The organism is Streptomyces sp. NPDC002206, assembly GCF_053593595.1.
On record NZ_JBSFCW010000057.1, the window covers coordinates 1 to 25,250 of the forward strand.

Consider the following 25,250-nt stretch of genomic DNA (forward strand, 5'->3'; position numbering starts at 1 on the left):
GCGGGCCGTGGACCAGGACGGGAACGTCCTCGACATCCTGCTGCAGAATCGCCGCGACGAGGCCGCTGCCAGGCGCTTCCTCCGGAAGCTGATGAAGAAGACCCGGTCGGTGCCCCGGGTAATCGTCACCGACAAGCTCCGCTCCTACGGCGCCGCCCACCGCCATGAGATGCCCTCGGTGGAGCACCGCTCGCACAAGGGCCTCAACAACCGGGCCGAGAACAGCCATCAACCGACCCGTGAGCGTGAACGGGCGATGAAGGGCTTCCGCGGCGTCGCGGGAGCCCAGCGGTTCCTGGCTGCGTTCAGCGGCATCTCACCCCACTTCCGGCCCGGCGCCACCTCATGACCGCACCCGACTACCGCACCGAAGTGATCACCCGCTTCGCCATCTGGGACCAGATCACCGGAACCACATGCCGACCCGCCGTGGCCTGACCGACTGTCACCATCGCGGCCAGACCCGTCCCGAAACCGCGCGCATCCCCAAGCACTCACTCAACCTGACAACGCCGCACGGGGGCCTGGTGGGGTCAGTCGGTGTTGTGGGCCCCGTTTGGCGGGCTCGGGGCCAGCGACGCGTGCCGCGGGATGCGGGTGCCGGTGGGCCGGAGGGCGCCGTGGCGGCCCCGTGGCCGGGGTGAACGGCCGAGGGAGTCTCTGCGGGTGCGTGAAGCAAAGGGAGCTGCAGGGATGAAGGGGGCTCGGCGGTATGAATGCCCCTTGTACTCGTCCCGGACCCGGTGGTGAGGTCCATCGTGGTCCCGGATTGACTCGGTCTGGTCAGCGCCCCGGTGTCAACGGTCTTCGTGGTCGTTCGTCTGCTGGGTGGCCGGGTTGTGGTGCAGGGTCCATTCGATCTGGTCGTTGACCCAGCGCCGGCGGGCGTCGTCGTCGTTGTCGGCCCGTCCTGCGTCCCGGCTGCGGCTGTCGTCATGGGCGTCGAGGAGCTGCACATGGTGGGAGACGACGGCTGTCCGGCCGTCGGTGGGGTGGGCTGCTGCTGAGGCGGGGCCGCCCGTTGTGAGGAGTCCGGTTCCTGCGATGGTCACGGAGGCGGCCGCGAGAGCGGCGCGTCGCGCAATCCTGAGAGCCATGATCTTTCCTCCTTGCTTACCGCGTGACCTGCGTAACAGGCTGCGGAGGTTGCCTTTGATGAGGCACTGACGACACTACTCCGGAATGGTTGAACGATGAACTACTTGGAGGGTGATGTGTGCCATGTCCCGGAGAGTGGTTGCGTGGGGTTGTTTCCAGCAGGTCCATCGGCCGCCTGCCGCTCGGGGCCGGGCAGTTGGCAAAGCGGCTTCTTCTTCTGTGCGCCGGTGCTGACGGCCGGCTCGGCGCTGTGTGACCTGCTCGTCGATGGAGCGGAGCTGGGTGTTGCGGTCCGGGTGCTGCTGGCCTTCCAGGGGCCTGGCCGGGCCTGAGGCTGAAGCCTTGACCCCTTCGCCGGCTGACCGTCGGGACGCGCGGCTCCGGCGGATCGGTTCTTCGGCGGGCTTGCGTCCCCCGCCCGGCTGCCGTACTCGGTCACCGCAGCGACATGAGCAGTGGTTTGTGCGTCGCCGTGCCCCAGCAGCCCCGCCCCGGTGGCCGATGCTGCCGCTCGTTGCGAGGGCGGCAGCACAACGCCGTCAAGCGCGGGGCCGGTTGACCGCACATTCCTCCGGGTCGCCATGCTGGATCGACGACGGCCGCGACCGGAGGTGATGCCTTGTTTCCCTGCGGCTGCGGGAGGGTGCAGGTCTGCATGACGGGCTGCGGCCGGGTGTCGTTCACGGCCCCACCCGCCCGGCCGGGCAAGTCACAGTGCGACCCGGGAGCCCTTGGCCGTCAGGGCGTGCCGGTAGCCCCCGGTCCATGACTCCTGGGGCCCCTGCGCGGGTCAAGGGGTCGGCGTGAGGGCGCCAGTGGGGCGGGATACGGGGTGGCTGACCTACTCCGACGCCAGGTGCTTCTGCGGCCCTGATCTGGAAGTCCGGCGTGGCCGAAGGCCGCGCGGACCGGTGAAACCTCAGTCAGCGCGTGTCAGCGCGTGTCTGTGCGGTCGAGGTCGGCCAGCAGTCTTTCCGCGTCGGTCATGAGTGAGCCGTAGACGTGCCAGGCGCCCGGTTTGGTGAGGGTGCCCCGGGCGATCATGTCGGTCATGGTGTCGTGCCAGGCCAGTGTGCCGTCGATCGCTCCGCGCAGGCGTTCGCGAGGGGACGTGTTCGGTGAGCTGGTTGCCGGGGTGGGTTCGGCGAATGTCTGAACGGCTGCTCCTGCCAGCTGGAGGGTTTCGGCGTACTGGTCGAGGAACTGGTGCCCCAGGTGGTGATCGGCGTGGTTGTCGTGTGCGTTGTCGGCGAGGGTCCGTGCGATTCCGCGTACCTGGAGCGACACGCCGCGCAAGGCCCTGAACGTGTCGTCGTCGTTGAAGGCCGTCTCCTTGCGCCGCGTGTGCGCGACACAGCGTGTGTTCCACCGCAGGCTCTCGTTGGCCTGCCGCACCTGTTCCTCGGCACGGATGAGGCGGTCGTCCAGGCTGCGCGCCTGGTGCAGCCAGGTGTGGGCCTTCGAGGTGAGCTGCCGCCGGGAGAGGCCGGTGCCCATGTCGTGCAGCAGTGTGCCCATGGAGCGGGCGAGGTCGCGTACGGCGGAATCGGACTCGTTCAGGTAGAGCGGTGGCAGGACGAGGGCGTTCACCGCGATGCCCACGGCCGCGCCGGTGAGTGTCTGGAGTGCGGGGGATATGAGACTGCCCATGGGACCGGCTGTGGTGGCGGCCAGTGCGATGACTGCGGTGGAGGCGATCTGGAGTCGGTCCTCAGAGGTGCGGCGGGGGCCTGCCAGGACCGCGATGACCGCGATGACCGCGACGGCGCCCGCGGTCGGTCCCAGCAGTTGGGCTGCCGCGAGGGCGAGGACCAGCCCGGCGACCCTGGCCACTACATTTTGTGCCGCTTTGGTCACGGACTGGTAGACCGTGGACGCGTTGACCATGAGCAGAGCCGTGGCGACGGCCATGTAGGGCCGGCCCCCGGTGGACCAAGGGGCCACGATGCCCCAGGTGAGCAGTGCCGCGATGAGGGTTTTGGCGCCGTGCACCACATGGTCCGCCCGCTTGGTGCGGAGCCGGCCGACGAGGCGGGGTAGCGGCCCTGGCATCGTCACGGGCGTGCGTTCCAGGCGAATGGTTGAATCTTGCACGACATTGATGATGGCATAATTTGTCCGTTTTAACCTGGTGACGTCGGCCACGGTCGCCCGCGGTGCCCGGTGCACCGTCTTCGCTGCTGTCGCGTCGGCCCGTCACCGTCGGCGTCGGGAGGGCGAGGGGCTCGGGTGTGTGCCGAAGAAGGAGCCTCCAGGGATCCCGGAATGGTTCAGGTTGCTCCATTCAGGAACTGGGCGAGGTGGGTTTCGAGGTCCAGTGCCTCGGTTTCCCTGGCGGCGGGCACGAGCCGGTACGTGCAGTGCAGCCACCGCTCGATCGCCGGGAGCGGGGCCGTGAGGTGGGCGGACCCGTGGGGGGAGGACAGCAGGAGGTGCAGGAGCGCCTCGGGGCCGAACCCGTCGGGCCAGACCTGCACGTCGCCGTCCCCGCTGAGGGTCCGGCTCCCCGCGGCGAGAAGGTCGCGCGCGAAGACCCACGGGACCAGGCCCTGGAGGCCGTCCTGGAAGAGGAGCTGCACGGCGAGCGGGTCCTGTGACCTGTAGAGCAGGTGGGTCGGCACGAGGATCCGCTCACCCAGAGGGGACGCGAGCTCCATGTCGAGCATGTGATCTACGCAACTGGTCATGGTTCGGAGTGTGTTGGGGCCGGGGGCGCCGGCCCGGGCGGTAGAGCGGTGCCCGGACCCGGCGCTCGCCATGGTCCGTGCGGTCAGCGGAAGATGCCGTAGTCGAAGCCGTGCGCGTTGCCGATCACGACGACCCATATGCCGCGCTGCCACTGGTAGAAGCGGTGGTTGTCGAAGCGGTAACGGTGACCGTGGTCGTTGCTGTACCAGTACTGGCCCTGCCGCTCCCAGCGGCGGTGGCCGTCCCAGCGCCAGTCGCCGCGGCGGTCGTCCCGGTCGCTCCAGCGGTGGCCGTCCCAGCGCCAGTCGCCGCGGCGGTCGTCCCGGTCGCTCCAGCGGTGGCCGTCTCGGTCTCGGGCGCCCCAGCCGTCGCGGTGGTCGTTCCCGTCGCCACGGTGATCGCCGTACGTCGATGCGCCCTGGGTGTGGGAGGCGACCGCGGCATGGCCGGCCGCAGGATTCGGAGCTGCCGAGGCAGCGCCGCCCGCTGCCAGCAGGGTGCCGGCTATGGCGGCGAAAGTGACGGCCGCGGTGGCGGCGCGACGCCCGAAGGTGTGATTCATGATCTTTCTCCTTGCTCGGTGCCGGAGCCCTGTGGGTGAGGCCCTGGCGGTGCCCCGGGGTGGTGGGGCAGGAGCGACGCTACTCCCAAAAAAGTTGAACGTTAAACGTTGTGTCTGTGGCATATTTCACCACCTTCAGGATTTGGTTTTCCGGCTCCGGGGACGTCGTGGCGAAGCCGGCCGCCGTCGCCCGCGGCGCTCTTGCTTCCGCATCGCCCGCGCTCACAAGCCGGCCGCGGAACAGCCGGCAAGCGGCGTCGTCCGCCCTGTCATCTGGTTCGGCCGCTCCGGGCGCCGCTCGTCGGCGACAAGCGCATCGGTGCCGATCTGTCGGCCGGGCCAGTCAGGTCATCTGCGAAGAAAACTCCCGAAGTTGTGGACCCTGGCCGCACTGCCCTTGACGACTTTCAGGGCGCGGAATTCTTCCACCGGACCGCTATTTCGCTTCGGGGCCCCGGTGTTCCGCTGTGCAGTCCCGGAGTGGAGGGTCTGACGCAACGTCGATATCCCGGCTCACGAACCCGGCGCGTTAGCTGTGCCCGTCGCGCAGGCGTTCCACTCGATGGACGATGGTTCGACGGGTGTAGGCCGCCCTGAGGAAGTAGCCGCGGAGCGAATGACGGTAGTGCGGTGGTCCGGGCGGGGTGTCATGGGGCTGGTGGTGTTGTAGCGCAGCCGCACACGCATCAAGCCGGTGCCGTCACTGCCGTAGAAGGCCCCGCCGTCCATGCCGGTGACCCGGTGCGTGAACGTCGCCGGCAGGGAGGCGACCGGAACGCGGGAGGGCTGCCGGACGGCAACCTGCTCACGCGGCGGTGAGTCTCCTCCGAGCATCGCCGGTTCCCGAACCCATCGCCGGTTCCCGAACCGCGCCAGCCCAGGGGGCCGGGGGTTTTGGGGTGATCCGCTCGGGTTAACGAGCTTGGCGGGGCCGTGTCGGCACGCGCCACGATCACAGCGAGCGCGAGGATACGGGGCATGCCGTCAGCCTCATGCGCCACCACCGTAGTGCTGCAGGCGCTGGCGTCCGCAGGTGAGCCGTCGCAGTTGCTGCCCGCTCGTGAACAGATGGCCTTCACTCTCGGCTTCCACATCATCATCGTGCCGTTCGGTGTGGCCTTCACCTTCCTGATACTCCTCGCCAACCATCGAGGACTACGCCGCGGGGACGAGCAGGCCATGCTCCTGGCACGCCGCTGGTCGAAGGTTGCCGCAGTGCTGTTCGCGGTGGGAGCCGTGTCCGGCACCGTACTCACCTTCGAACTGGGCATCCTGTGGCCCGGACTGATGGGGCAGTACGGCGCCGCCTTCGGGTTCCCGTTCGCTATCGAGGGAATCTTCTTCTTCCTCGAAGCGATCTTCATGTCGTTCTACATCTACGGATGGGACCGGCTGTCGCCCTGGGCCCACTTCTGGAGCGGTGTCCCGGTGGTGATCTCCAGCCTCGGTGGTGCCGCCGCCGTGGTGGCTGCCAACGCCTGGATGAACCAGCCCGGCGGCATCACCATGCATGCGGGCCGCATCATCGACGTCAGTCCGGCCAAGGTGTTCTTCAACGGCGCGTTCTGGTTCGAGACGATCCACATGCTGCTGGCGGCGTACATCGTCGCCGGCTTCGTCGTAGCCGGGGTGTACGCGGCGGGGATGCTCAAAGGAAGACAGGACGCCTACCACCGCACCGGCTTCCTCATCGGCTTCGTCGTGGCCGCCGTCACCGTGCCCGTGCAGATCTTCGTCGGGGACCTGGTCGCCCGTCAGGTGTTCGACTCCGAACCGGCGAAGTTCGCCGCCATCGAACTGCTTCCCGACTCCGGTGACCACGTCCCCGAGACACTCGGCGGTGTCCTGATCGACGGGAAGGTCCGTTACGGGCTGCCGATCCCGGATATGGCATCGCTTCTGGCCGGGTTCCGCCCCAGCACTCATATCGACGGGCTGGACGCAATCCCCGCACCGGTGCGCCCAAGCGACGCGGGTGTGAGCATTGTGCACTTGGCGTTCGACGTCATGGTGGGCGCCTCCATGGCTCTGCTGGCCCTGTCCGTGTGGTTCGCCTGGCTGTGGTGGCGTCATCGCCGCGTCCCCACCAACGTCTGGTTCCTGCGGTGCGCCGCGCTGTCGGGCGTGGTGGCCTTGGTCTCCCTGGAAAGTGGCTGGGTGGTCACCGAAGTCGGACGGCAGCCGTGGACCGTGGTCGGACTGCTGCTGACACGGGACGCCGTCACCACTCACGGCAACCTGTGGCCCTTCTTCGGCGCGACCGCGATCATCTACGTCAGCGTCGGCACCGGTGCCCTGCTGGTTCTGCGCGTCCTGCGCCGGCGATGGGCGGCACAGGGCGACGAAGACGTCCAGGTCCCCTACGGCCCCGAAGCCCCTGCTGTCTCCGCCGCGAGCCCAGAAGGCCGAACGCCATGACCGATGTGATCGGCGTCATCCTGTTCACCGGCGTCATCGCCTACGCCGTCTTCGGTGGTGCCGACTTCGGCGCCGGGTTCTGGGATCTGACCGCGGGCGGAGCCGTACGGGGCAGCGCCCCCCGCTCGCTCATTGACCGGTCCATCGGCCCGGTCTGGGAAGCGAACCACACCTGGCTCATCTACTGCCTGGTGGTGCTGTGGACGGGTTTTCCGCCCGCCTTCGCCGCAATTACCACGACGTTGTACATCCCGCTCGGCCTCGCGGCATTCGGCATCGTCCTGCGCGGGTCCGGCTTCGCCTTCCGCAAGGTGACACTGCGCACCGCGCAGCAACGTCTCACTGGGGTCCTCTTCGCGGTCTCCTCGGTGCTGACCCCGTTCTGCTTCGGCGGCATCGCAGGGGCCGTCGCCTCAGGCCGCGTCCCCAGCGCCGGCGGCGGCGCCCCGCTGTCCAGCTGGCTCAACCCCACGGGTGTGCTGGGAGGTGTCCTGGCGGTCGTCGTATGCGCCTACCTTGCTGCCGTCTTCCTCTCCTCGGCTGCCACGCACCCGTATCCGGACGAGGCTCTGCACCGATACTTCCGGCGGAGGGCACTGGCAGCAGGCATCGCGGCAGGCATCGTCTGCCTGGTCGGCGTCTTCGTTCTGCATGCGGACGCACCGCGCCTGTTCCACCAACTCAGTACCCGCGGACTTGCTCTACTGATCGTGTCCGCCGCGGCCGGACTCGCAGCCCTGGCAACACTCAGAGCCCGTCGGCCGCGCCTGCCTCGGTCGATTGCGTCGCTGGCCGTGGCCACGGTGATCGCCGGATGGGGCGTCGCCCAGTATCCGTACCTCCTGGGCACCCACCTGTCCTTGACCCAGGCCGCAGCTCCCGAGCCGACCTTGTGGGTGCTGGTCGCTGTGGCCTGCACCGCGGCCGTGCTGATCGCTCCCTCTCTGGCCGCCCTGTACGTGCTGCACGAACGGGACCGGCTGACTTCCTCCGCCTGACCCTCCGCTTCGGCCCCCACCTCGCCCGCGAAGCCAACCGCCGGCTGCACATTGCAGGCGTACCCATCCGCCTCACCGGCACACCGGCCATACCCACCGAACTCGGCCCCGTGGCCTGCCCCGACGCGGTCCTGTGCCGCACCAACATAGGAGCCAGGGCCCAAGTCATGGCCATCATGCGGCACCAACTGACGTCATCACAGACCTCCCTGAAGGCACTCAAAAGTGACCTCAGGGCTTTTGTCCCGTCAGTTGCGACGCCAGAATGTCTGGCGCTGGCACCGCTCGGTCACGGCCCCCAGACACATCGACGTGCATGGGAGCGGAACCCTATGTGCAGGCACCGGCGACGTACCAGTCGGACCGCCTGCCGATCATCCCTGGGCGCTCCTGTCCTCCGGGTTTACTGGCGTCGGCAGTCTTCCCTCAGGGGGAGCTACACCCAACACCGTTGCAGTACTAGCCGCATAGCCACGCGGTGGGGGCAGGCCTCCGGAGCCCGGGAGGCCTGCCCCCACCCACTTTCACCGGAGACGCGTCCGTCCTCAGGAAGGCAGGGGTGGGCGGGCCTTGCGGTCGGTCGACGCGTCGAAGTGACGATGAGCTCAGGCTCGATGGCAACGTGCAGGTACTCCGTAGCGTCAGCGCTCGCTGGTCGTGTCTCGCGCGGTGCGCGTGGCGATGAAGGCCGAGCGGCTGATGTCGACGGCATCGTTCCACTCAGGGTGGTCTTGGACGTAGTCGGCGACAAAACCGCAGTAGATGCCAACCTTGGCCGGACTTTGAGTCAGGTCTTCCAGGGCGTAGCGCGCTAGGGCAGACGCGATGCCCCGATGCCGTTGCTCTGGGTCCACATAAGAGTGGGTGAGCGTGGCACGTCCGCCGGTAGTCTCGTAGGCCAGGGTACCGACGACCTGATCATCGATCAGTGCCTCATAGAGGCGGGTAGTTTCGTCCTTGCGCACCTCAACGGCGGCCGGTGATGGCTCCATGTTCTCTTCTCGCCTCGTTCGTCTTCGGTCGGTGGTCCCGAGCAGTCCTCACCAGTCGCGAACGGACCACCGAGTCCAATTTATACATGCTTTTGCGAGTGGCGAAGCGCCATACTGGACTAGAAGGTCCGAAGCGGGGCTGTTTGAATGGTCGGCGTGACGACACGTTGGAGAGGTAAGGCGATGAGCGGCGAAGAGCAGGTGCCGGTAACCGAGCAGCTGATCGACAGCATCGATCAAGGCCGCTTTGAGCTCTGCCGTGACGACGACCTGGTCGGCTGGCTCTACTACACCCACCTGAAGCCCAACCGGTACGCTCTTCGGCACACTGAGGTCGAGACGAGTCATCAGCACCAGGGTGTGGCGGGCGCGCTGGTGCGGCGGGTGTTCGACGAGATCCGTGCCCGCGGGGGCACGATCACCGTAATCTGCCCCTTTGTGGTCGACTACCTCTCGCGAACGACCGCCTATGCCGATCTGGTCGACGCCCGACACCCGGGCTACTCCGATCGTGCTGCTGCCGAGTCGGCGCGGGTGGCGGCTCGTGGCTGAGACTACCGGGCCGCAATCAGGAGTCCCCTCGGAGGAGCCCCATTGCGGCCTCACGACGTGCTGCCTCGAGCTCCTGGGTGGAGTACAGCGACCCAGCCGCAGGCCAGGGTGATTTGGCATGGCTGGCGAACGCCGATGAGCTCACGTCTCCCCGATCGCCCGTAGCGTCAAGACACGGGTAAGAAGCGGAGTCCACCCGACGCTAACCTCCGGCCGAATGCGCGAGCTGGCTGTGACTGCACCAACTGGACGCCCGACTGAAGCCTGGCGTCTCAATCGGTGATCGCGACTTGGAGAGCCATGGCGCGAGGGATTGGTGCCTCTGGGCTAACGCGGGCGGACACGAGGGCAGATGTGGCCCAAGCAAAGGGATCGATGAGAGGAAAGACTGATGAAGGCAGTGGTTGGGGAGACCGTCGTGGCCGAGGCCGCGAGCGAAGCGGTAGTCAGTATCGAGGGAAATATCTACTTCCCGCCGAACTCGGTTGCGGCCGGCGCGCTCCGCGACAGCCCAACCCCCTACACCTGCCCCTGGAAGGGGAGAGCGCAGTATCACGACGTTGTGGTCGGCGAGCTGGCGCTCAGGGACGGGGCTTGGTCTTACCCGAACATCAAGGAGTCGGCGGCGACTCGTGTCGGTCGCGACTTCAGCGGCTTCGTCGCCTTCGATGTACGCCAGGTCAGGATCGAGAACTGACAAGGCACACCGATCACTGCCAGCAGAACAAATCCGTCGTTGAGTGGGGAAGGAAGAATTTCATGAGTGAAGACTTCGAGGGCCGTAAGATCGTCGTTGTCGGTGGTAGCGGTATTGGTCTGGCTACGGCGCAGCAGGTGCTTGTTGGGGGTGGCAGTGCCGTGATTACCGGCCGAAATCCGGACAGAAGCTGAAGACGCAGTGGAAACGCTGTCGCAGCACGGTAGGGCATGGGGTATCGCGGCGGAGCTGACGGACCGCGCCCAGGTGCCTGAAGTTCGAAAGCAGCTCGCCACGTTGCGCCGCCCGCGTAACTGTCTCTGTACCCCCGTCGGCTTCCGTCACTGTTGCCGGCGTGCGGGCGCCGTCGTTCGTGGCGGCCATGCGGGAGACGCCACCTTGGGCCTTGGCCGGGCGGTCAGGGCACTCGGATCGATAGAGGAGTTGATCACCTTGGACGGACAGGAGCTGCAGAAGATCGCGGGCGACTGCACTGTGGAACTGCCCGGCGCCGACCTGGAGCATCGTTTCGGCCCCGACTGGGAGGTCTGCAAGGTGCGCGGCAAGGTCTTCATGCTCATGACCGACATGCCGGGGCGCCCCGTCGTGATCCTGAAAGCTGATCCGGACGACGCCGCAGCCCTGCGTGAGCAGTACGCAGACATTACCCCCGGCTATCACATGAACAAGAGGCACTGGATCACGGTGGAAGGCGGGGGCACCATCGACGAGAAGCTAGTGAAGGAGCTCGTGATCGACTCCTACCGTCTCGTGGTCGGCGGGCTTCCCAAGTCCGAGCAGCCCGTGGATCCACGCACCTACGGCCGCCGCGCCTGACCTTCGTCATGCCCATCAGAGGCGAGAAGCCCCAGGACAGACTATGACCGCGCCGACCTGCGCAGATGGCTACGCTGGAAGCGAATCGGAGTACGCATCGCCCGCAAAGGCATCGAGTCCAGCGAGCGATTAGGGCGACGCCGCTGGGTCATCGAGCGCACGATGTCCTGGCTGTCCGGCTACCGCAGACTCAGCCCCCGCTACGAACGCAACCCCCGCAACTACCTGGCCTTTCTTGGTCTCGCCGCCGCCCTGTGCTGCTACAAACGACTCGTCCGCCTCACCACGTAGGACACGGTCTTGAGTGAACCGCGCCACGATCAGGGGTGCGGCAGTGGGCGAGGAGGTCGGGTAGGGGCCGTGCCAGCCCTGGCTGACCTGGCCGCGAGGGCAGGTGCTGTCGGCGGGCGAAGTCGATTTGGAAGTCGTCCCGGTCGAAGCCTTCGTTCCTGCGGTGCTGGCGGGTGGGGTTGCCCGGCAGCGGCCCGCTGACGGTGACCTGGTGTTCGCGCGGCCCGCCCCGACCAGGCCATGCCGCGCGTGTCGGTGGCACGGTTGGTGACAGTTACCTCTTCACCGGACGTGAGCCCCCTGATGCGCGCAATACCAACGGCGCCTATCCCGCCAACTGCTGTGGGACACAGGCCGCCTGGACCAAGGGCGGCAAGAGCCTGAACCTTGTTCCCATTCCGCTCAACCACGTCCGCGGGACCGTACTGGCCGTCGCGGGTGGGGCCGACTCGGTGGGGGATCGCTTTCTTCCGCCCAAACGGTGCAGCCCAGGCAGGCGTGAGGTGACGCCGTACCCACAAAGAGATCAGTCCGGGTGCCCGGCTATTCGGGGGCGCGTCAGGAAAGGATCCGCACGAGTGCGGAGAGCGCCTGAGGCCACGCAGCGTCGGAGGGCACCCCGTATCCAACGACGAGGGCATCGGCCATGGCATTCAGGGACCGTTCATGGCGGTATCGAGACAGGCCAGCCACTTTGAGGCCCTGCCGGGTTGCCGACTGAAGGACCCGCTGCTCGGTCCCGGGCGGCAAACCGAGCACGGTGTGCAGGCCAGCCGGCGTCCCGATGACGCGCACCTTTGGGGCGTGCTGGGCCAGGGCTGTGACGAGAGCGTCTCGTCGATCGCGGTAGCGCCGACGGGCAGCACGTACGTGACGGTCGTAGGCGCCGGAGGTGATGAATTCCGCCATCGTCAGCTGGCTGAATACCTCGCACGAGTCGATCTGCCCCTTGACCGCCACGGCTTCCTCAGCGAGCGTGGGAGGCAGCGCCATCCAGGCCAGCCGCAGGCCAGGAGCAAGGGTCTGGCTGGCGGTACCCAGGTAGACCACGCAGTCGGGGTCGAGTCCTTGGAGCGCCCCGACAGACTGGCGGTCGAACCGGAACTCACCGTCGTAGTCATCCTCCAGGACCAAGCCGCCGGTCCGTCTGGCCCAGTCCACGACGGCCGTCCGGCGATCGCGCTGCAGCGCCGTGCCCACAGGGAACTGGTGAGCCGGTGTGAGTAGGACCGCATCGGTGCCGACGGGCGGCACCGGGTCGGTCCCGTGGGTATCCAAGGCAAGCGGGAGGGTCTTCAGCCCAGCAGCCGCCAGCAGGCCCCAGTACCTGTCTAGGCCGTAGGACTCGACGGCGACGTTTCTCGCCCCCCGCCCGGCCAGGACTCCGCTCAGGATCTGCAGGCCGTGGGAGACGCCGGCGCAGATCAGTATGTGCTCCGGACTCACGTACACGCTCCGGGCTCGAGCGAGATGGTCTGCGAGTGCCGCCCGTAGTTCCGGCCGACCGCGGGGGTCGCCGTAGCCGAGCGCGTCGTCGGGGGCCGCGGCCAGGGCGCGGCGTGTGGCCTTCAGCCAGGCTGCACGAGGGAAAGCGGTGAGGTCGGGGTTACCTGGGATCAGGTCGTGGCAAGGGTCGCCGGACGGCTCGGCGGCCGAGCGTGCCAAGATCGGCCGAGTGGTCATCCTGTCTGCCACGAGTGTGCCCGAGCCTCTGCGGGCGGTAAGCCATCCCTCGGCGACGAGGTCGGCATAGGCGTCAGCCACGGTGTTGCGGGCAAGGCCGAGGTCGGCGGCGAGCTGGCGGGAGGAGGGCAGCCGTGTGCCCGGGGCCAGATGGCCGGTGCGGACAGCTTCGCGCACGGCTTTGGCCAGCGCACGGCGCACACCTCGTCCAGCTCGAATCAAATCATTCTCAAAGGCCTGCCGTAGCTGCGCTGGACTGATCCTGGTGCGGGCGCCGAGGGGCTCGGCAGTGGCCGCGTTGTTGATCGGAACATCGACTGGGCTGCCGGACAGCAGGTCGTCGATGGCCGTGGTGCGCTGGTTGTCGTTGGTCAGATCGGTAGTCACGATGCGAACCTCAACACTCGACGCACTTGCTTTGATGGCGTTGGCGGTTTCGTCGAGTTGGTCGGCGGTGCGGGCGAGAAGGATGACATCGACTCCGGCCTGGGCAAGTCCGGTCGCGATCGCTGCGCCAATGCCGTGGCCAGAGCCGGTGACCAGTGCGGTCTTGCCAACAAGCCGAGCTGTCATGCATGAGGGTTCCTTTCAACGCGGTGTGTGGGATGGGCTCTCCCACGCCCCGTGGCGCACCACGCGATTCCGATGAGCGAGAAGGCCTACCGGATTGCCTCTGCACCTATCTGATGAGCGTCGGTCCTTCGCGCCGTCTTACCGAAATTTCGCTGTTGCGCTTGTTTCTCGACGCCCTCGCGCCCCACCCCTATCGATCAGCGTGGTAAGACGCCGGTGTCTGGCGCCGCTTATTACTGTCGAACCGAGAAGGCCGTGTAGGCGTGGACTAGATACAGAGAGGCACCGGATGAAGGCGATTGTGGTGACGGATCAGGCTGCGGGAACGGCCGGGATGACGCTGGTGGAGCGGCCCGAGCCGCAGGCAGCGCTGAACGATGTCGTCGTTCAGGTTCATGCGTCGGGATTCACTCCGGGTGAGCTGACGTGGCCCTCGACCTGGACCGATCGCCTCGGCCGCGACCGGACGCCGTCGATTCCCGGGCACGAGCTGGCCGGAGTGGTCACCGCTCTCGGCTATGGCACGACGGGGCTGTCGGTGGGACAGCGGGTGTTCGGGCTCACGGACTGGACTCGCGACGGCACCCTGACGGAGTACGCGGCTGTCGAGGCGCGTAACCTCGCGCCGCTGCCGGGCGACGTTGACTTCACGGTGGGCGCGGCCCTGCCGATTTCAGGCCTGACCGCGTGGCAGGGGCTGTTCGAGCACGGCCGCCTTCAGGCGGGGCAGAGCGTCCTCGTGCACGGCGCGGCCGGCGGCGTTGGGTCGATGGTGACGCAGCTCGCACGAGAGGCCGGCGCCTACGTCATCGGCACCGGACGTACCGCCGATCGACAGACGGCGCTTGGCTTCGGCGCGAGGGAGTTCGTCGACCTGGAGAACGACGGCCTGGAAGAGGTCGGCGGTGTCGATCTGGTGTTCGATGTCATCGGCGGAGACATCGGGAAGCGGTCCACGGGCCTGATTCGAACCGGAGGAACGCTGGTGACCATCGCCGGGCCGCCTGAGGTGCGTCCCGCGGACGGCCTGGCGATCGATTTCGTTGTCGTACCCGATCGTGCCCAACTGGGTGAGGTCGTCCGGCGGGTGCGGGACGGACGGCTGCGGACAGTCATCGGCAAGGTCTCGACCCTCGATGACGCCGTCGCGGCCTTCAATCCGACCGAGCGGATCACCGGGAAGACGATCATCAGTGTTCGTCCGTGAGAACTCGGGACAGCGGCCGGTCCTGCCCTCCGGCCAACTCTCGAGCGCCTTCTCGCTACCGCAGATCGCCCTCGGATACGGCGGACTTGCCGTCGTCGCCACCCTGTTCACTGTCCTCGCTGCACGCAACCCGCACACCGACACGACCGGGAACGGTCAACACGGTGAGTAATCATGATGATCCTCATCGTCATCCAGACCTGACCCGACCCTGAGCGGGTCGCCACCCGAGCTCGTCGACGCACGTCGATCGCCTAGCGGATCGGAGAAATAAGCCAGAACCGGATCACCGAAGGGGATATGCCCCACTTCGTCGATCACGATCAGTGGGTAACGGCCCAGCTTGACCAGCTCGTCCTGGAGTCGGTCGGTCCGATGGGCGGCGGCCAGGCGGTCGACCCACTGGGCGGCGGTGGCGAACGCGACCCGGTGGCCTTCCTGGCAGGCTCGGACGGCGAGTTCGTCGCGACGTGTGTCTTGCCGGTGCCCGGCGGACCGAGGAAAACGGCGTTCTCCTTGGCCGCTATGAAGTCCAGGGTTCCCAGGTGCGCGAGTTGTTGGCGTGTCAGATCGCGCAGGTGGGTGAGATCGAGTTCCTCGATGGTCTTGATGGCGGGGAAGCGGGCGGCGCGGATGCGTCCTTCACCGCCGTGGGCTTCGCGGGCGGCGACCTCACGCTGCAGGCAGGCGACGAGGTATTCGAGGCGGGTCCAGGACTCGGCCCGGGCGCGTTCGGACAGCCGCTCGGCGGCGTCAAGCAGGGCCGGGGCCTTCAAGGCGCGAGCGAGGAAGGCCAGGTCGGCGGCGGTCTGCCGGCCGGTGCGGGCTGCCTGGCCAGCCGCCGAGCGGGCGGCCATGGTGGTCTTCTGGCCGGTCTGGACGGTGGTGCGGGCCATCAGGTCTCCTCCCTTCCGCCTCCGCCCTCGATGAGCGTGAACATGCGGTCGTAGGTGCCCAGCTCGCGCTGTTCGACCTTGATACCGAGGCTGTCCGCGGCGAGGAGTGCGGTTTGGGCGGCGTGCGGGCGGCCTGCTGCTGCCAGACCTCCTCGCGCAGCTGACGGGCCGCGGCTGTGTGCTCCGGGTCGGCGATCGACTGGTGTCTGGCCCAGCAGCGCGCATGGCGAGCCACCGGGTCGTCGCCGCAGGTCACGGTGATCTCCTCGGTGTCGCTGCGGACCGTGACGATGTGACCGATCGCGCGGGGGCGGACGGAGCAGCCGTTGGTGTCGAGGCGGATGTAGTAGTCGCGGCCCAGGCGGGTGCGAAGCGGCCACCAGTCGGGCGGACCGACCGGTGGGATGATGAGCATCGCCGCGCGGTCCGCCTCCCAGCGATCCGCCACAGCGGCAATCTCCCTACGGCTAGCCTGCTGCCGGCTGGTGTCCCGCTTTGCGCCCTGTCGCATTCCACTGCTGGTGGACGCTGCGGCAGATACTGTTGTTGAAGGACGACGAGGTCATATCGCTCGACGATGGGTAGTGAGCGGCGAATGGACGCCTCGGGCGAACTTCTTCGAAGGGCTACACCGTCGGCTCTTTTGACCCTGGACGGAGCTATCCGCAGCCTGAACGCGGCGATGGCCAGGACACTGGGCAGGTCAGTGGAGCAGTGCGTGGGTCGTGGCTTGGTTGATCTGATGCCCATAAGTCAGCGGACTGCGGTCGAGAGTCTCGTGGCCCACGCCGCCACGACGAGGACGATCGTGATGCGGGTGCTGGAGTTCCCCGGGCCAGGTGCGGCATCTGTCGTCTGCCTTGTCGAGGCGCGACCAGTGAACGATCCCGTAGGTGGCGAGCCGCTGGTGTGGGTGCACTCGTTGGACGCGGGAAATGACCGGGGCGGCCTGTTGATCCCGTTCCGTCTGGCGGCCGAGGCCGCCAACCTCGGTCTGTGCATGTATTCACCCCAGGAGCACGAGCTGGAGTGGCTCGGTGGCGCACCCGCCTTGGCGGCGCTGTTCCAGGAGGCCTCCATATCGTTGTCCGAGGTGGTTCGGCGAGTCCACCCCGATGACCGCGGGGCCCTGCGGCAGCTCGTGACTTCGACGGCCGCCCGGTCCCCCTGGATCAGGTTGCGGTTCCTCACCGAGCGCGATGGCTGCCACCATCTGGTCTGCCAGGCCCGTCGGATCATTCTGGGGTCCGGCGGCCCTGAGCGGGTCCTCGGAGTGATCCGCGACGACACCAAGGGGGAAGCGCGCCGACGCGGAGCGTTGGTCGCGCTGAGTGCTGAGCGTCAGCGCGCCGACGAGATCGCGGCCTTCTCCTCCGCCGTGATGGCCGCAGTCACGGAGCAAGAAGTACGGCAGGTCGTCCTGACCCGGCTCGCCGCGACCTTCGGTGGTACCGGCGCCGCGCTGGCGTTCATCACGCATGGCCGCCTGCGCGTGTCCTCCGATGCCGGGATCCCGATGCCGGTGGCGGCCCTGCACGGCCTGCCGCTGGATGCCCCCAGCGCGCTGCCCTATGTGATCCGCACTGGCGAGCCGCAGTTCATTCCCAGCCAGGAGGAGTACATCCGCCGCTGGCCGCACGGGGTCATGCTGCCGTACTTCGACCAGCTCGACTCCGGCTATGCCATCTCGATCACCTCCCTCAGCCCGATCTGCGATCAGCCGCTCGGGGCCTGGTTGGTGACCTACGACAGCGAACACCACGCGTCCCCGGATGAGCGGGCCCTCATGGGGACTCTTGCCGACCTTGCAGGCCAGGCACTGAAACGCGTCAGGTTGCAAGAGGCACGAGTCGAGCTGGCCACGGCGCTCCAGCAGACCATGCTCCCCACGCTGCCCGAGCATCTCCCAGGCCTGGAGGTCGCCGCCCGCTACCGACCAAGCCGCGACGGGCTCGACATCGGCGGAGACTGGTACGACGCCTTCGTCATGCCCGACGGTGCCATCGCCCTGGAGATCGGCGACACCCAAGGGCACGACGTGGACGCCGCCGCAGCCATGGGACAGGTGCGCGCCTCCATGCGCGCGATCGCCGCCCACGAACCGGATCCCGCAACCGTGCTGACACGCACCAACGAGCTGCTCGTCACCATGGACGCAGCACGGTTCTCCAGCTGCACCATGCTGCATATCGACCCGGACGACGGACAGGTCACCGGCGCCAGCGCCGGCCATGTGCCGTTGCTGTACGCACGCGACGACGGCAGCCACAGCATCCGTGAGCTGCCGGGCGGCCCGGTGCTGGGGGTCCTGCCCGACGCCGACTACTCCGAAGAAACCTTCACACTGGACAAGGACGCCGCGCTGGTCATGGTCACCGACGGCGTGGTCGAAGGACCGGCCCTGACACTGGACGCCGGACTGGAGCGAACCGGAACCCTGGCCGCCCAAGCCGTCCACGACGGACTGAACGCCGAGGAGACCGCCGACCGCATCCTCGACTCCGCAGTCGCGGTAGACCACCTCGACGACGTGGCCGTGCTGGTCATCCGACGCACATGACGGCGCCCGCGTACGGACCCCACTGCAAGCCCCCCTCGCTCATTCGCTGAGCGGTGTGTTCTCGATGACTCGGCCAAGCCGGCCGCGGAAAGTGCCCTCCGGCCCCAGTCACCCGGAGCCCTAGTTTGGAGGATCGCGTACGTGGATGGCGTCTGGCCTGCAGAGTCGCTGACCTGCGATGTCGTGCGGGATTCCCCGTGGCTTCCCCTTGTTCACCGGGGTGCGTGGTGGTCCGTCGGTTCATCCAGCGGGCCGTTTCGGCTGCTCGGTCGGGTGGCCGGCATGGTCGCGGTTCGGCTGTCGCGTCGACTGGGCGCCGGGTTCCAGCTCTCCGGTCGTGGGCTCGTCGGGACGGTGAGGCCCGGGGCGATGGCTAGCAGGTCGGATGGGCCGAGAGTCGGAGGATAGAAATGGACCTTGAGGTCCACTCTGAATCCCTGCTAGCGACCGCACCGGTAATCTGGTCAGTGTGGCGGAACAGGCGAGCGGCAAAAACGGCTCCCGGTTGACTGAGCGCGGGCGGGCGACTCAAGAGCGCATTTTGAGGGCCGCCGCCGACATGATGTACGTCAAGGGCGTGTGTCCCACGACCCTCGACGATGTCAGGGCGGCCAGCGGAACGAGTAAATCCCAGCTCTACCGCCACTACCCCGACAAGGATGCGTTGGTGCGGGACGTTGTCGCGTTGCAGGCTGTAGAACTGCTCGAACGCCAGCACCAGCTACTGCGGCGGCTCAACTCCCTCCGCGGGCTGGAGCGCTGGCGGGACGCAGTGACTGAACACAACGCGCTCCGAAACGGAGCGTACGGCTGCCCGCTCGGCTCCCTTGCAAGCGAGCTGGCCGATCAGGACGAAGAGGCGCGCAAGGCGATCGCGCGGTACTTCGACACCTGGGAGGGGCTGCTCGAGGCCGGGCTCGTGCGGATGAAGGACTCGGGAGTCCTCCGTGCCGACGTGGACGCTGGAGAGCTCGCCACCGGCCTCATGGCCGCCCTTCAAGGCGGCTACCTCCTTGCCCAGACGGCCCGGGACGTCAAACCCATGAAGATCGCCCTCGACATGGCGATCGGCCACATCAAGGCATATGCCGTGCCCGCCGAGGACGGCAATCCGCCTGAAGGGGGCACGAGAGGGCGCTAAAACCGTCCGGGACGAGGCGCGCCGAGAAGTCCCGGTGCGGCCCCACAGGCGGTTGCGTCGCGGTCGCCTACCGGGTGGACGTGTTCGTTCGCGCGCCCCACTGCCCGCATGCGGCCCCAGCCGCCAACGAAAAGCGGCGGCCACCTGCGTAAAAGGCAGGTCGCTTTCCGTCGAGCTCTCTGGCCGGACGGAACGCGGACAGGGCGCCCGCTCGCCGCTGCATGCCTTCCTCCACACCGGAGGTCACCGAGTGGTTCGCCAACCGCCACCAGTCGCGGCTGCGCGAGCACACACCGCCGCCCGCGAGGACCTTGACGGTGTGCGAGCCTGCCCGCTGTGTCATGAAGAGTTGCTCGACCGCGGCCAGGACGCCGCCGTCCTGGCACACCAGCGCAGCGCCATGGCAGCCGTGTAGCGCGAGGTGCCAGTGGGCTGACCAACAAAGAGGGGACCATTTAGACCAGAAAATTGGGCCGATCTGCGGTACGTTTGGGGAAAGCGGTCCGTTGCGGACGGCCAAGCAGTCAAGCCTCACAAGGATCCCCAAGGCGGTAGACACCATGTATGCGGGCGTCCGGTTCTCAGTGCTCGGCCCAGTCCGGCTACACAGACAGGGGGTCGAGGCCGGAGCCGGTCAGCCGAGGCAGTGTGCCGTGCTCGCTTCGCTGTTGCTCAGGGCAGGCAAGCCTGTAAGCCTCTCGAAACTGGTGGAGGACGTGTGGGGCGACGACGCCCCACCGTCGGCCGTAGGCTCCGTGCGCACGTACGTCTACAGGCTCAGGCAGGCACTGGGGGAGCAGAGTGACAGCTCCGTGAGCCTGGTCGACGGGGGCTACCTGCTGCGCATCCAACTGGACGCTCTGGACCTGAACAGGTTCAAGGAGACGACGGCAAGGGCGAGGGAGGCCCGCGGCACCGGCGACCTGGCGTCCGCGGCGAGCCTGCTGACCGAGGGCCTCGAGATGTGGAAAGGAGTGGCCCTCGCCGGGGTCCCAGGGCCGTTCGCGGGCCAGCAGCGCAGCGTCCTCGGCGAGCTGCGCCTCGCCTGTGCGGAGGAGCAGCTCGCCTGCGAAGTGGAAAGAGGGCGCTACACCGAAGCCGCCGCAGAACTGTCTGCCCTGCTTGTCGAGCACCCGCTTCGAGAGCGCATATGCAGCCTCCTCATGACTGCGCTCTACGGTGCTGGGCGGCAGTCCGAGGCCCTGACGATCTACCACACGACCAGTCACCTGCTGCGTCAACGCCTTGGCGTCAGCCCGTCGCCGGAACTGCAGCAAGTCCACGAGCGCATCCTCTCCGGACGATTCCAGCTCCCGCAAAGCGCCGACCGCCCGAAGGGCGCGCTACAGATGCTCCCGCCTCACGCCCCGGCTCAGCTCCCAGCCGCCCTGCCGAGCCTCGTCGGCCGCGAGAGAGAGCAGGAGCAGGTCGAGCGCTTGGTCGCCGATGCAGAGGCGTCGTCCTCCGTGGCCATCTGCACGGTCGGCGGACTGGCCGGCGTCGGCAAGACAGCTTTCGCCACCACCGTCGCCCACCGTCTGGCTGACCGCTTCCCGGACGGCCAGCTCTTTGCAGACCTGCAGGGAGCCGGACCGGAGGCCGAGCCGCGGGACCCCGCGCACGTGCTCGAGGACTTCCTGCAGTCCATGGGGGTCCGCCTCGAGGACATGCCCGAGACCGCGCAGGCACGGGGGCTCATTTTCCGCGGCTTGCTGGCCAACCGCCGAGTGCTCGTCGTGCTCGACAACGCATGGAACACGGACCAGCTAAAGCATCTCCTCCCTGGAGGCCCCGGCTCCATGGCCCTTGTCACCAGCCGCATGCAACTGCACGCGCTCGTCGCTGCCTACCAGGCACTTCCCCTGACACTCCTGCCCCTGAGCCAGACGGACGCACGCAGCCTCCTCGCGCGCCGACTCGGCGCAGCGAGGACAGCAGCTGAACCAGAGGCTGTCGACCGCATCATCCGGCTGGCCGGGCAGCTCCCCTTGGCCCTGGCCAACGTCGCCGCCCGCGCGGCCTATCGACCGCAGCTGCGCCTGGCGAGCCTGGCCGACGAGTACGAGGCGCCGGAGCACAGCACTCTGGACGCCTTCGCGAGCGACGAGGACCAGACGCTCGACGTCCGCGAGTCCATCACCCGCTCGTACCGCCTGCTCGACATGGAAACAGCCGCGCTCTTTCGCGACCTGAGCGCCTGCCCAGACCCCATGTTCGCGGCATCGCAGGTTGCGGAGCTGGCCGGACGGCCCGAGTGCCGGGTCCGCAAGGTCTTGTCGCGCCTCACCCGAGCGCACCTCGTCTCGGAGATCGGCCCGGGTCGGTACAGCTGGAACCGACTTGTGGCCGCGTACGCAGTGGAGCAGGCGGGGCAGGGGTTCCTCGACCAGGGCAAGCTGGCCCGTCGGTAGGGCGAGCAGGGGCCAGCATCCATTTCGTTGTCACAGGCGCCCTGCGGAGACGATGTGACGGCCAGTAGCCGAGACCGAGCAGTTCCCGAAGGGGGCACGCCCTACCGGGCGGCGCCGTCATACGAGACAAAACTGAGCCTTCTCCAACCTCAGATTGAGGTGTGGTGAAGGACGAGGACGGCCTTGACGATATCGGTGATGCGGTTGGTGCTGCAGCGGGGCTTTCGCAGGAGGCGCCAGCCCTTGAGGGTGGCCATAGCTTGCTCGCCGGGGCAGCGGATCTTGGCGTGGCTGCTGTTGTGGCGGCGCTTCCATCGCTTCAAGCGGCGGCCTCGGAACGGTACCCGGACGGGCCCGCCAGCTCCCTGATACGCCTTGTCCGCCCAGCGTTTGAGCCCCGACTCGGTGAGGGCTTCGATGATTCCGTGCTGTCGGGCGGCGGTGAGGTCGTGGGTCGAGCCGGCACCCTGGCTGCTGATTGAGATCTGCGATCTTGTCGCTGTTTACGGAGCTGATGGCGGGGTGTTCCTCGGGCCGACGAGCGAGCCTCACGGCACGAGGAGCAAGCGTGGACATCAGCAGGCAGGGCCGGTTATGGGCCGGCATCGACGCAGGCAAGGGCCACCACTGGGGAGCGGTGGTGGACGAGACCGGAGCGACACTGTGGTCCAAGAAGATCGACAATGACGAGTCGGCGATCCTGACCGCAATCGGCGAGATCCTCGACCTCGCGGACGAGGTCCACTGGGCGGTGGACATCTCCGGCACTACCCCGGTACTTCTGCTGGCACTGCTCGCGGCCCACGGGCAGCAAGCCGTCTACGTGCCCGGCCGCACCGTCAACCGCATGTCCGGGGCCTATCGGGGCGAGGCCAAGACCGACGCCCGCGAAGCCGACGTCATCGCCGAAACCGCCCGCCAGCGCCGCGACTTCACCACCATCGGCGTGCTGCCCCGACCGCTTGTTTGGTGGGCGGCTCTGAGTCATCCGGCGACGTCGACCGGATGATGTCTTCGCGAGGATCGTGGCTCAGCGTCGGGGAGTATGAGGCGGTTGTGTCCGACGGAAGAGGCTCGTACGCGCATTGTGGTCGCGTTGGAGCCTTGCCACGGCTTGGGCTGGCTTCAGTACGTCCGACTCGAGCCTGCGGGCGGCTTCGATGTGGTCGGCGGTCCATACGACGCGGATGGCGGTGGAGGACCATCGGCCTTCGCCGTCGTTGAGGTCTCGCTCCACGGCATGGATGAGCCGCGCTCCGGCTGCTGGATCCTGGTCGGCACAGCTGGGCGCTTCCCCAAATCCGGACAGGGCGTTCGCTGTCTTCTCGTACCAGGTGGCAAGTGCGGTGCCGGCCCGGTCGATCTCTGTGCGCGCCGCGGTCCTGTCGCCGGCGGGTGTTCCCCGGTCACGACTCCACAGGTCGAGCACCGCGTCTGCGGTCAGGCGCAGCACGGCGACGGCTGTGATCAGCGCGGTGGCATCGGACAGGGGCACATGTTTCGTGCCGCGTTCGGCGAGGAATCCGCGAAAGGCGTCATCCAGTCGGCGAGCAGCCGCGGCCGCACGGGAGCGCTCGTCTTCTGGCACAGGGCTCGTGGGGATGAGCGTGTCGCAGCGTGTCACGCCGTATCCGATCGCGCTGCGCAGATAGCGGATGCTTTCGGCGAAGGCCTCCGCTGTGGCCAGGCCGAGGGCTGACCCGGCACCCCGGGGCCAGAACAGGAGTCCTATCAGCACGCTCACTGCGCAGCCGATGGCGACGTCCTCGATGCGCACCAGGCCGACCGTCCATCCAGTGGGCTCAAGGATGTTGAACAGGATGAGGATTGAGATCGTGAAGCCTGCTTGCCCGGCGGCGAACGAGATCGTCGCCGGTGCCAGGCCTGTGAACAGTACGGCGGCGGGGAGCAGGGCCCACAGGAGCGCGGTGTTCGTGCCGACGAGGTAGACCAGCGTGCCGCCAATGACGATGCCGGCGGTGGTGCCTGCGATCGCGCGCAGGGAACTCTGCCCTGTTAGGAGGACGCTGGAACGCAGGACGGCCATAGTGCCGAAGGCGACCCAGAAGCTGTGTTGCACTCCGGCCAGATCGGCTACGAGCACCGCCAGCCCGAGGGAGATCGCTCCTCGCACGCTGTTGTGGAGCCACACGGAGTGGCGCTCGGCGTGCGACTTGGCCCGCTCCTGGGCTGAGGCCAGGGTGGAGCGCACACGTTCGGGGTGCTGGCCGGTGAGCCGCTGCCACAGGGTGCGTTGACGGGCCTGGACGACAAGCCCGATGTTGGCCGCGATGGCGGAGACTGCGAAACTCATCTCCTGGGCGCGGAAGCTTGGTTCGAGCGAGCTGACGAACTGGCTCGCGGCGGTCTCGCGCTCGGTGTGGTTGCGGGCCGGGTCTGTGGCGGTGCTGTCGGTATCCGTCAGTCGCGCCGACACGGCCGCGTACTCCATCGCGGAGCGCGCCTGTGCGAGGCGTTTCGCGGCCGCGTCCAGCTCGTCGAGTGCCCGGTGGTCGGTCGCTGCCAGGAGTTCGGCACTGGTCTCGAGCAGGTCGGCGGCGGCTTCTTTGAGCTCGCAAACCTCTGCGTCGGCGGCTCCTGTCTTCTCTGTGAGCGGTACTCGGTCGAGGATTGTCTCCAGCCAGAGGACTTCGTCGACGAGGCGGATGAGGATGCGGGTGGACGTTGTCAGTCCTGTTGGCCGGTAGGGCGTTGCGTAGAACGAGGTCCGTAGTGTTTTGACCGCTGCCTGGGCCGAGGGGACGATCGTCTCGAGTGCCGCCTTGTCCGCGGGTTCGAAGCCGCCGAGCATGCAGTCGGCCTCGATCCTGAGCCGCGCCACCATGGCGTTGCAGGCTTGTGCGGTGGCGTTCCTCAACGGCTCTCTCGTCGGTGTGGGCCACAGGAACCGAATGGCCGCGAGGGACGTGGCGCCGGCCATGGCCCAGCCAGCGAGCCTGTCTGGTATTGCCTGGACGGGGCCGGGCAGGGTTGCGGCCAGGATGAAGCTGATGAGCAGGGTGGTGGTGGCGGTGGCGAGCGTGGAGCTGACCGCGCCGGAGAACAGCACGAGGAAGCCGACGACGGCTGTTGCCAGTGTGGCGAGCCATGTCTCTTGCGATGTGAGTGTACCGAGGGAGATCAGTGCCGCGCCGGCCGCGATCAAAGCGGTCTGTGCGATGAGCCGCTCCCGCATGGGGCCGCCGAACTCGACGAACAGCAGCATGGCGATCGAGCCGAAGGCTGCGAAGAGAGGCATGGTGGCGTGGTCGGTGATCGCTGTGGTGATCGCGAAAAGCCCCGGCGCGACGACGGCAGCTCTGGCGGACCTGCGGAGCACGGTGAAGCCTGCGTCTCGTTGCTGCAGGAACTGCATGATTTTCACGACGGACGCCTCCCAGGGGCGAGAACGGAGTGCCGGCGCTGAGGGGTTCTGGCCGGTGGGGCGGATCGGAGGGGCGGGCAGATCGCGGCTAAGGACTCCTAACAGAACGAGCTTGCGGAATGACTGACCGTCAAGAGTTGTTCTTCTCGCGTTGGCACGGTCGATGTGGGGGTGTGCGGCGACTACTGGTGTGGGCAAGCGCAAGCCGTGGGAGATCGAGGACGGTCTGTGGGAGCGGATGGAGCCGCTGCTCCCGGTGGT

Annotated in this window: 20 protein-coding genes and 4 pseudogenes; 14 read left to right on the forward strand and 10 right to left on the reverse strand. The window is 67.6% G+C overall.

The window, feature by feature from the left end; all coding sequences use genetic code 11:
• Positions 1-334 (forward strand): annotated as a pseudogene (locus ACWCP8_RS39275) (IS6 family transposase); the annotation flags it as partial.
• A gap of 463 nt (positions 335-797) precedes the next feature.
• On the opposite strand, the gene ACWCP8_RS39280 reads toward ACWCP8_RS39275, so the two are convergent.
• Positions 798-1,097 (reverse strand): hypothetical protein, encoded by a 300-nt coding sequence (locus ACWCP8_RS39280; RefSeq protein WP_451121297.1) that lies wholly within the window; start codon positions 1,095-1,097, stop codon positions 798-800.
• Positions 1,098-1,193: 96 nt separating this feature from the next.
• On the opposite strand from ACWCP8_RS39280, the gene ACWCP8_RS39285 reads away from it, so the two are divergent.
• The gene (locus tag ACWCP8_RS39285) at positions 1,194-1,430 is read left to right on the forward strand and encodes a hypothetical protein (RefSeq protein WP_451121299.1); all 237 of its coding nucleotides are present in this window, start codon (positions 1,194-1,196) and stop codon (positions 1,428-1,430) included.
• Between the two features lie 601 nt (positions 1,431-2,031).
• On the opposite strand, the gene ACWCP8_RS39290 is transcribed toward ACWCP8_RS39285, so the two are convergent.
• From ACWCP8_RS39290 to ACWCP8_RS39300, 3 genes are all read right to left on the reverse strand, one after another.
• Entirely contained in the window at positions 2,032-3,192 is a 1,161-nt protein-coding gene (locus tag ACWCP8_RS39290) for an FUSC family protein (protein WP_451121301.1), read from the reverse strand.
• Between the two features lie 176 nt (positions 3,193-3,368).
• Positions 3,369-3,785: an SsgA family sporulation/cell division regulator gene (locus ACWCP8_RS39295; protein WP_451121303.1), complete on the reverse strand. Its 417-nt coding sequence runs from the start codon at positions 3,783-3,785 to the stop codon at positions 3,369-3,371.
• An 83-nt stretch (positions 3,786-3,868) separates the two neighbouring features.
• A complete protein-coding gene (locus ACWCP8_RS39300) occupies positions 3,869-4,348 on the reverse strand; it encodes a hypothetical protein (RefSeq protein WP_382844616.1) in 480 nt (159 codons plus the stop codon).
• A 978-nt stretch (positions 4,349-5,326) separates the two neighbouring features.
• Here ACWCP8_RS39300 and ACWCP8_RS39305 point away from each other — a divergent pair.
• Both ACWCP8_RS39305 and ACWCP8_RS39310 read left to right on the forward strand, forming a co-directional pair.
• Complete coding sequence (locus ACWCP8_RS39305) at positions 5,327-6,766, forward strand: cytochrome ubiquinol oxidase subunit I (RefSeq protein WP_451121305.1); 1,440 nt, start codon at positions 5,327-5,329, stop codon at positions 6,764-6,766.
• Positions 6,763-7,764, forward strand: coding sequence for a cytochrome d ubiquinol oxidase subunit II (locus ACWCP8_RS39310; RefSeq protein WP_352270012.1), 1,002 nt, complete (start codon positions 6,763-6,765; stop codon positions 7,762-7,764). The genes ACWCP8_RS39305 and ACWCP8_RS39310 overlap by 4 nt, the downstream gene beginning before the upstream one ends.
• Positions 7,765-8,405: 641 nt before the next feature.
• On the opposite strand, the gene ACWCP8_RS39315 is transcribed toward ACWCP8_RS39310, so the two are convergent.
• Positions 8,406-8,756 carry a GNAT family N-acetyltransferase gene (locus ACWCP8_RS39315; protein ID WP_383967213.1) on the reverse strand — a complete coding sequence of 117 codons (351 nt, stop codon included), beginning with the start codon at positions 8,754-8,756 and terminating at the stop codon, positions 8,406-8,408.
• Between the two features lie 183 nt (positions 8,757-8,939).
• Between ACWCP8_RS39315 and ACWCP8_RS39320 the strand changes: the two genes are divergently transcribed.
• The 5 genes and pseudogenes from ACWCP8_RS39320 to ACWCP8_RS39340 form a co-directional block, all read left to right on the forward strand.
• Positions 8,940-9,308, forward strand: a complete 369-nt coding sequence (locus tag ACWCP8_RS39320; protein ID WP_451121308.1) for a GNAT family N-acetyltransferase — start codon at positions 8,940-8,942, stop codon at positions 9,306-9,308.
• Between the two features lie 391 nt (positions 9,309-9,699).
• Positions 9,700-10,005 (forward strand): DUF427 domain-containing protein, encoded by a 306-nt coding sequence (locus ACWCP8_RS39325; protein WP_356004120.1) that lies wholly within the window; start codon positions 9,700-9,702, stop codon positions 10,003-10,005.
• 62 nt (positions 10,006-10,067) lie between these two features.
• Complete coding sequence (locus ACWCP8_RS39330; RefSeq protein ID WP_352270007.1) at positions 10,068-10,199, forward strand: hypothetical protein; 132 nt, start codon at positions 10,068-10,070, stop codon at positions 10,197-10,199.
• 259 nt (positions 10,200-10,458) lie between these two features.
• Positions 10,459-10,842 (forward strand): MmcQ/YjbR family DNA-binding protein, encoded by a 384-nt coding sequence (locus ACWCP8_RS39335; RefSeq protein WP_266991312.1) that lies wholly within the window; start codon positions 10,459-10,461, stop codon positions 10,840-10,842.
• 42 nt (positions 10,843-10,884) lie between these two features.
• Positions 10,885-11,133 (forward strand): annotated as a pseudogene (locus ACWCP8_RS39340) (transposase); the annotation flags it as partial.
• A gap of 558 nt (positions 11,134-11,691) precedes the next feature.
• Here ACWCP8_RS39340 and pdxR read toward each other — a convergent pair.
• Positions 11,692-13,389: a MocR-like pyridoxine biosynthesis transcription factor PdxR gene (pdxR, locus tag ACWCP8_RS39345; RefSeq protein WP_451121311.1), complete on the reverse strand. Its 1,698-nt coding sequence runs from the start codon at positions 13,387-13,389 to the stop codon at positions 11,692-11,694.
• A 289-nt stretch (positions 13,390-13,678) separates the two neighbouring features.
• On the opposite strand from pdxR, the gene ACWCP8_RS39350 reads away from it, so the two are divergent.
• A complete protein-coding gene (locus ACWCP8_RS39350) occupies positions 13,679-14,596 on the forward strand; it encodes an NADP-dependent oxidoreductase (RefSeq protein ID WP_451121313.1) in 918 nt (305 codons plus the stop codon).
• 156 nt (positions 14,597-14,752) lie between these two features.
• Here ACWCP8_RS39350 and ACWCP8_RS39355 read toward each other — a convergent pair.
• Both ACWCP8_RS39355 and ACWCP8_RS39360 read right to left on the reverse strand, forming a co-directional pair.
• A pseudogene (locus tag ACWCP8_RS39355) lies at positions 14,753-15,453 on the reverse strand (ATP-binding protein).
• Complete coding sequence (locus tag ACWCP8_RS39360) at positions 15,350-16,003, reverse strand: Mu transposase domain-containing protein (RefSeq protein ID WP_451121315.1); 654 nt, start codon at positions 16,001-16,003, stop codon at positions 15,350-15,352. The pseudogene ACWCP8_RS39355 and the gene ACWCP8_RS39360 overlap by 104 nt, the downstream one beginning before the upstream one ends.
• Positions 16,004-16,087: 84 nt before the next feature.
• Here ACWCP8_RS39360 and ACWCP8_RS39365 point away from each other — a divergent pair, with 84 nt between their 5' ends.
• The 3 genes from ACWCP8_RS39365 (at position 16,088) to ACWCP8_RS39375 (ending at position 21,604) form a co-directional block, all read left to right on the forward strand.
• Positions 16,088-18,052: a SpoIIE family protein phosphatase gene (locus ACWCP8_RS39365; protein ID WP_451121317.1), complete on the forward strand. Its 1,965-nt coding sequence runs from the start codon at positions 16,088-16,090 to the stop codon at positions 18,050-18,052.
• 469 nt (positions 18,053-18,521) lie between these two features.
• Positions 18,522-19,193, forward strand: a complete 672-nt coding sequence (locus ACWCP8_RS39370; protein WP_451121319.1) for a TetR/AcrR family transcriptional regulator — start codon at positions 18,522-18,524, stop codon at positions 19,191-19,193.
• A gap of 653 nt (positions 19,194-19,846) precedes the next feature.
• A complete protein-coding gene (locus ACWCP8_RS39375; RefSeq protein ID WP_451121321.1) occupies positions 19,847-21,604 on the forward strand; it encodes a BTAD domain-containing putative transcriptional regulator in 1,758 nt (585 codons plus the stop codon).
• Between the two features lie 149 nt (positions 21,605-21,753).
• Here the strand turns inward: ACWCP8_RS39375 and ACWCP8_RS39380 are convergent, their stop codons facing one another.
• On the reverse strand, positions 21,754-22,089 hold the full coding sequence (locus tag ACWCP8_RS39380) for a transposase family protein (protein WP_451121323.1): 336 nt from the start codon (positions 22,087-22,089) through the stop codon (positions 21,754-21,756).
• Positions 22,090-22,178: 89 nt separating this feature from the next.
• Here ACWCP8_RS39380 and ACWCP8_RS39385 point away from each other — a divergent pair.
• Positions 22,179-22,547: pseudogene (locus ACWCP8_RS39385) on the forward strand (IS110 family transposase); the annotation flags it as partial.
• A gap of 87 nt (positions 22,548-22,634) precedes the next feature.
• On the opposite strand, the gene ACWCP8_RS39390 reads toward ACWCP8_RS39385, so the two are convergent.
• Positions 22,635-24,980 carry an FUSC family protein gene (locus ACWCP8_RS39390; protein WP_451121325.1) on the reverse strand — a complete coding sequence of 782 codons (2,346 nt, stop codon included), beginning with the start codon at positions 24,978-24,980 and terminating at the stop codon, positions 22,635-22,637.
• Positions 24,981-25,250 lie beyond the last annotated feature (270 nt).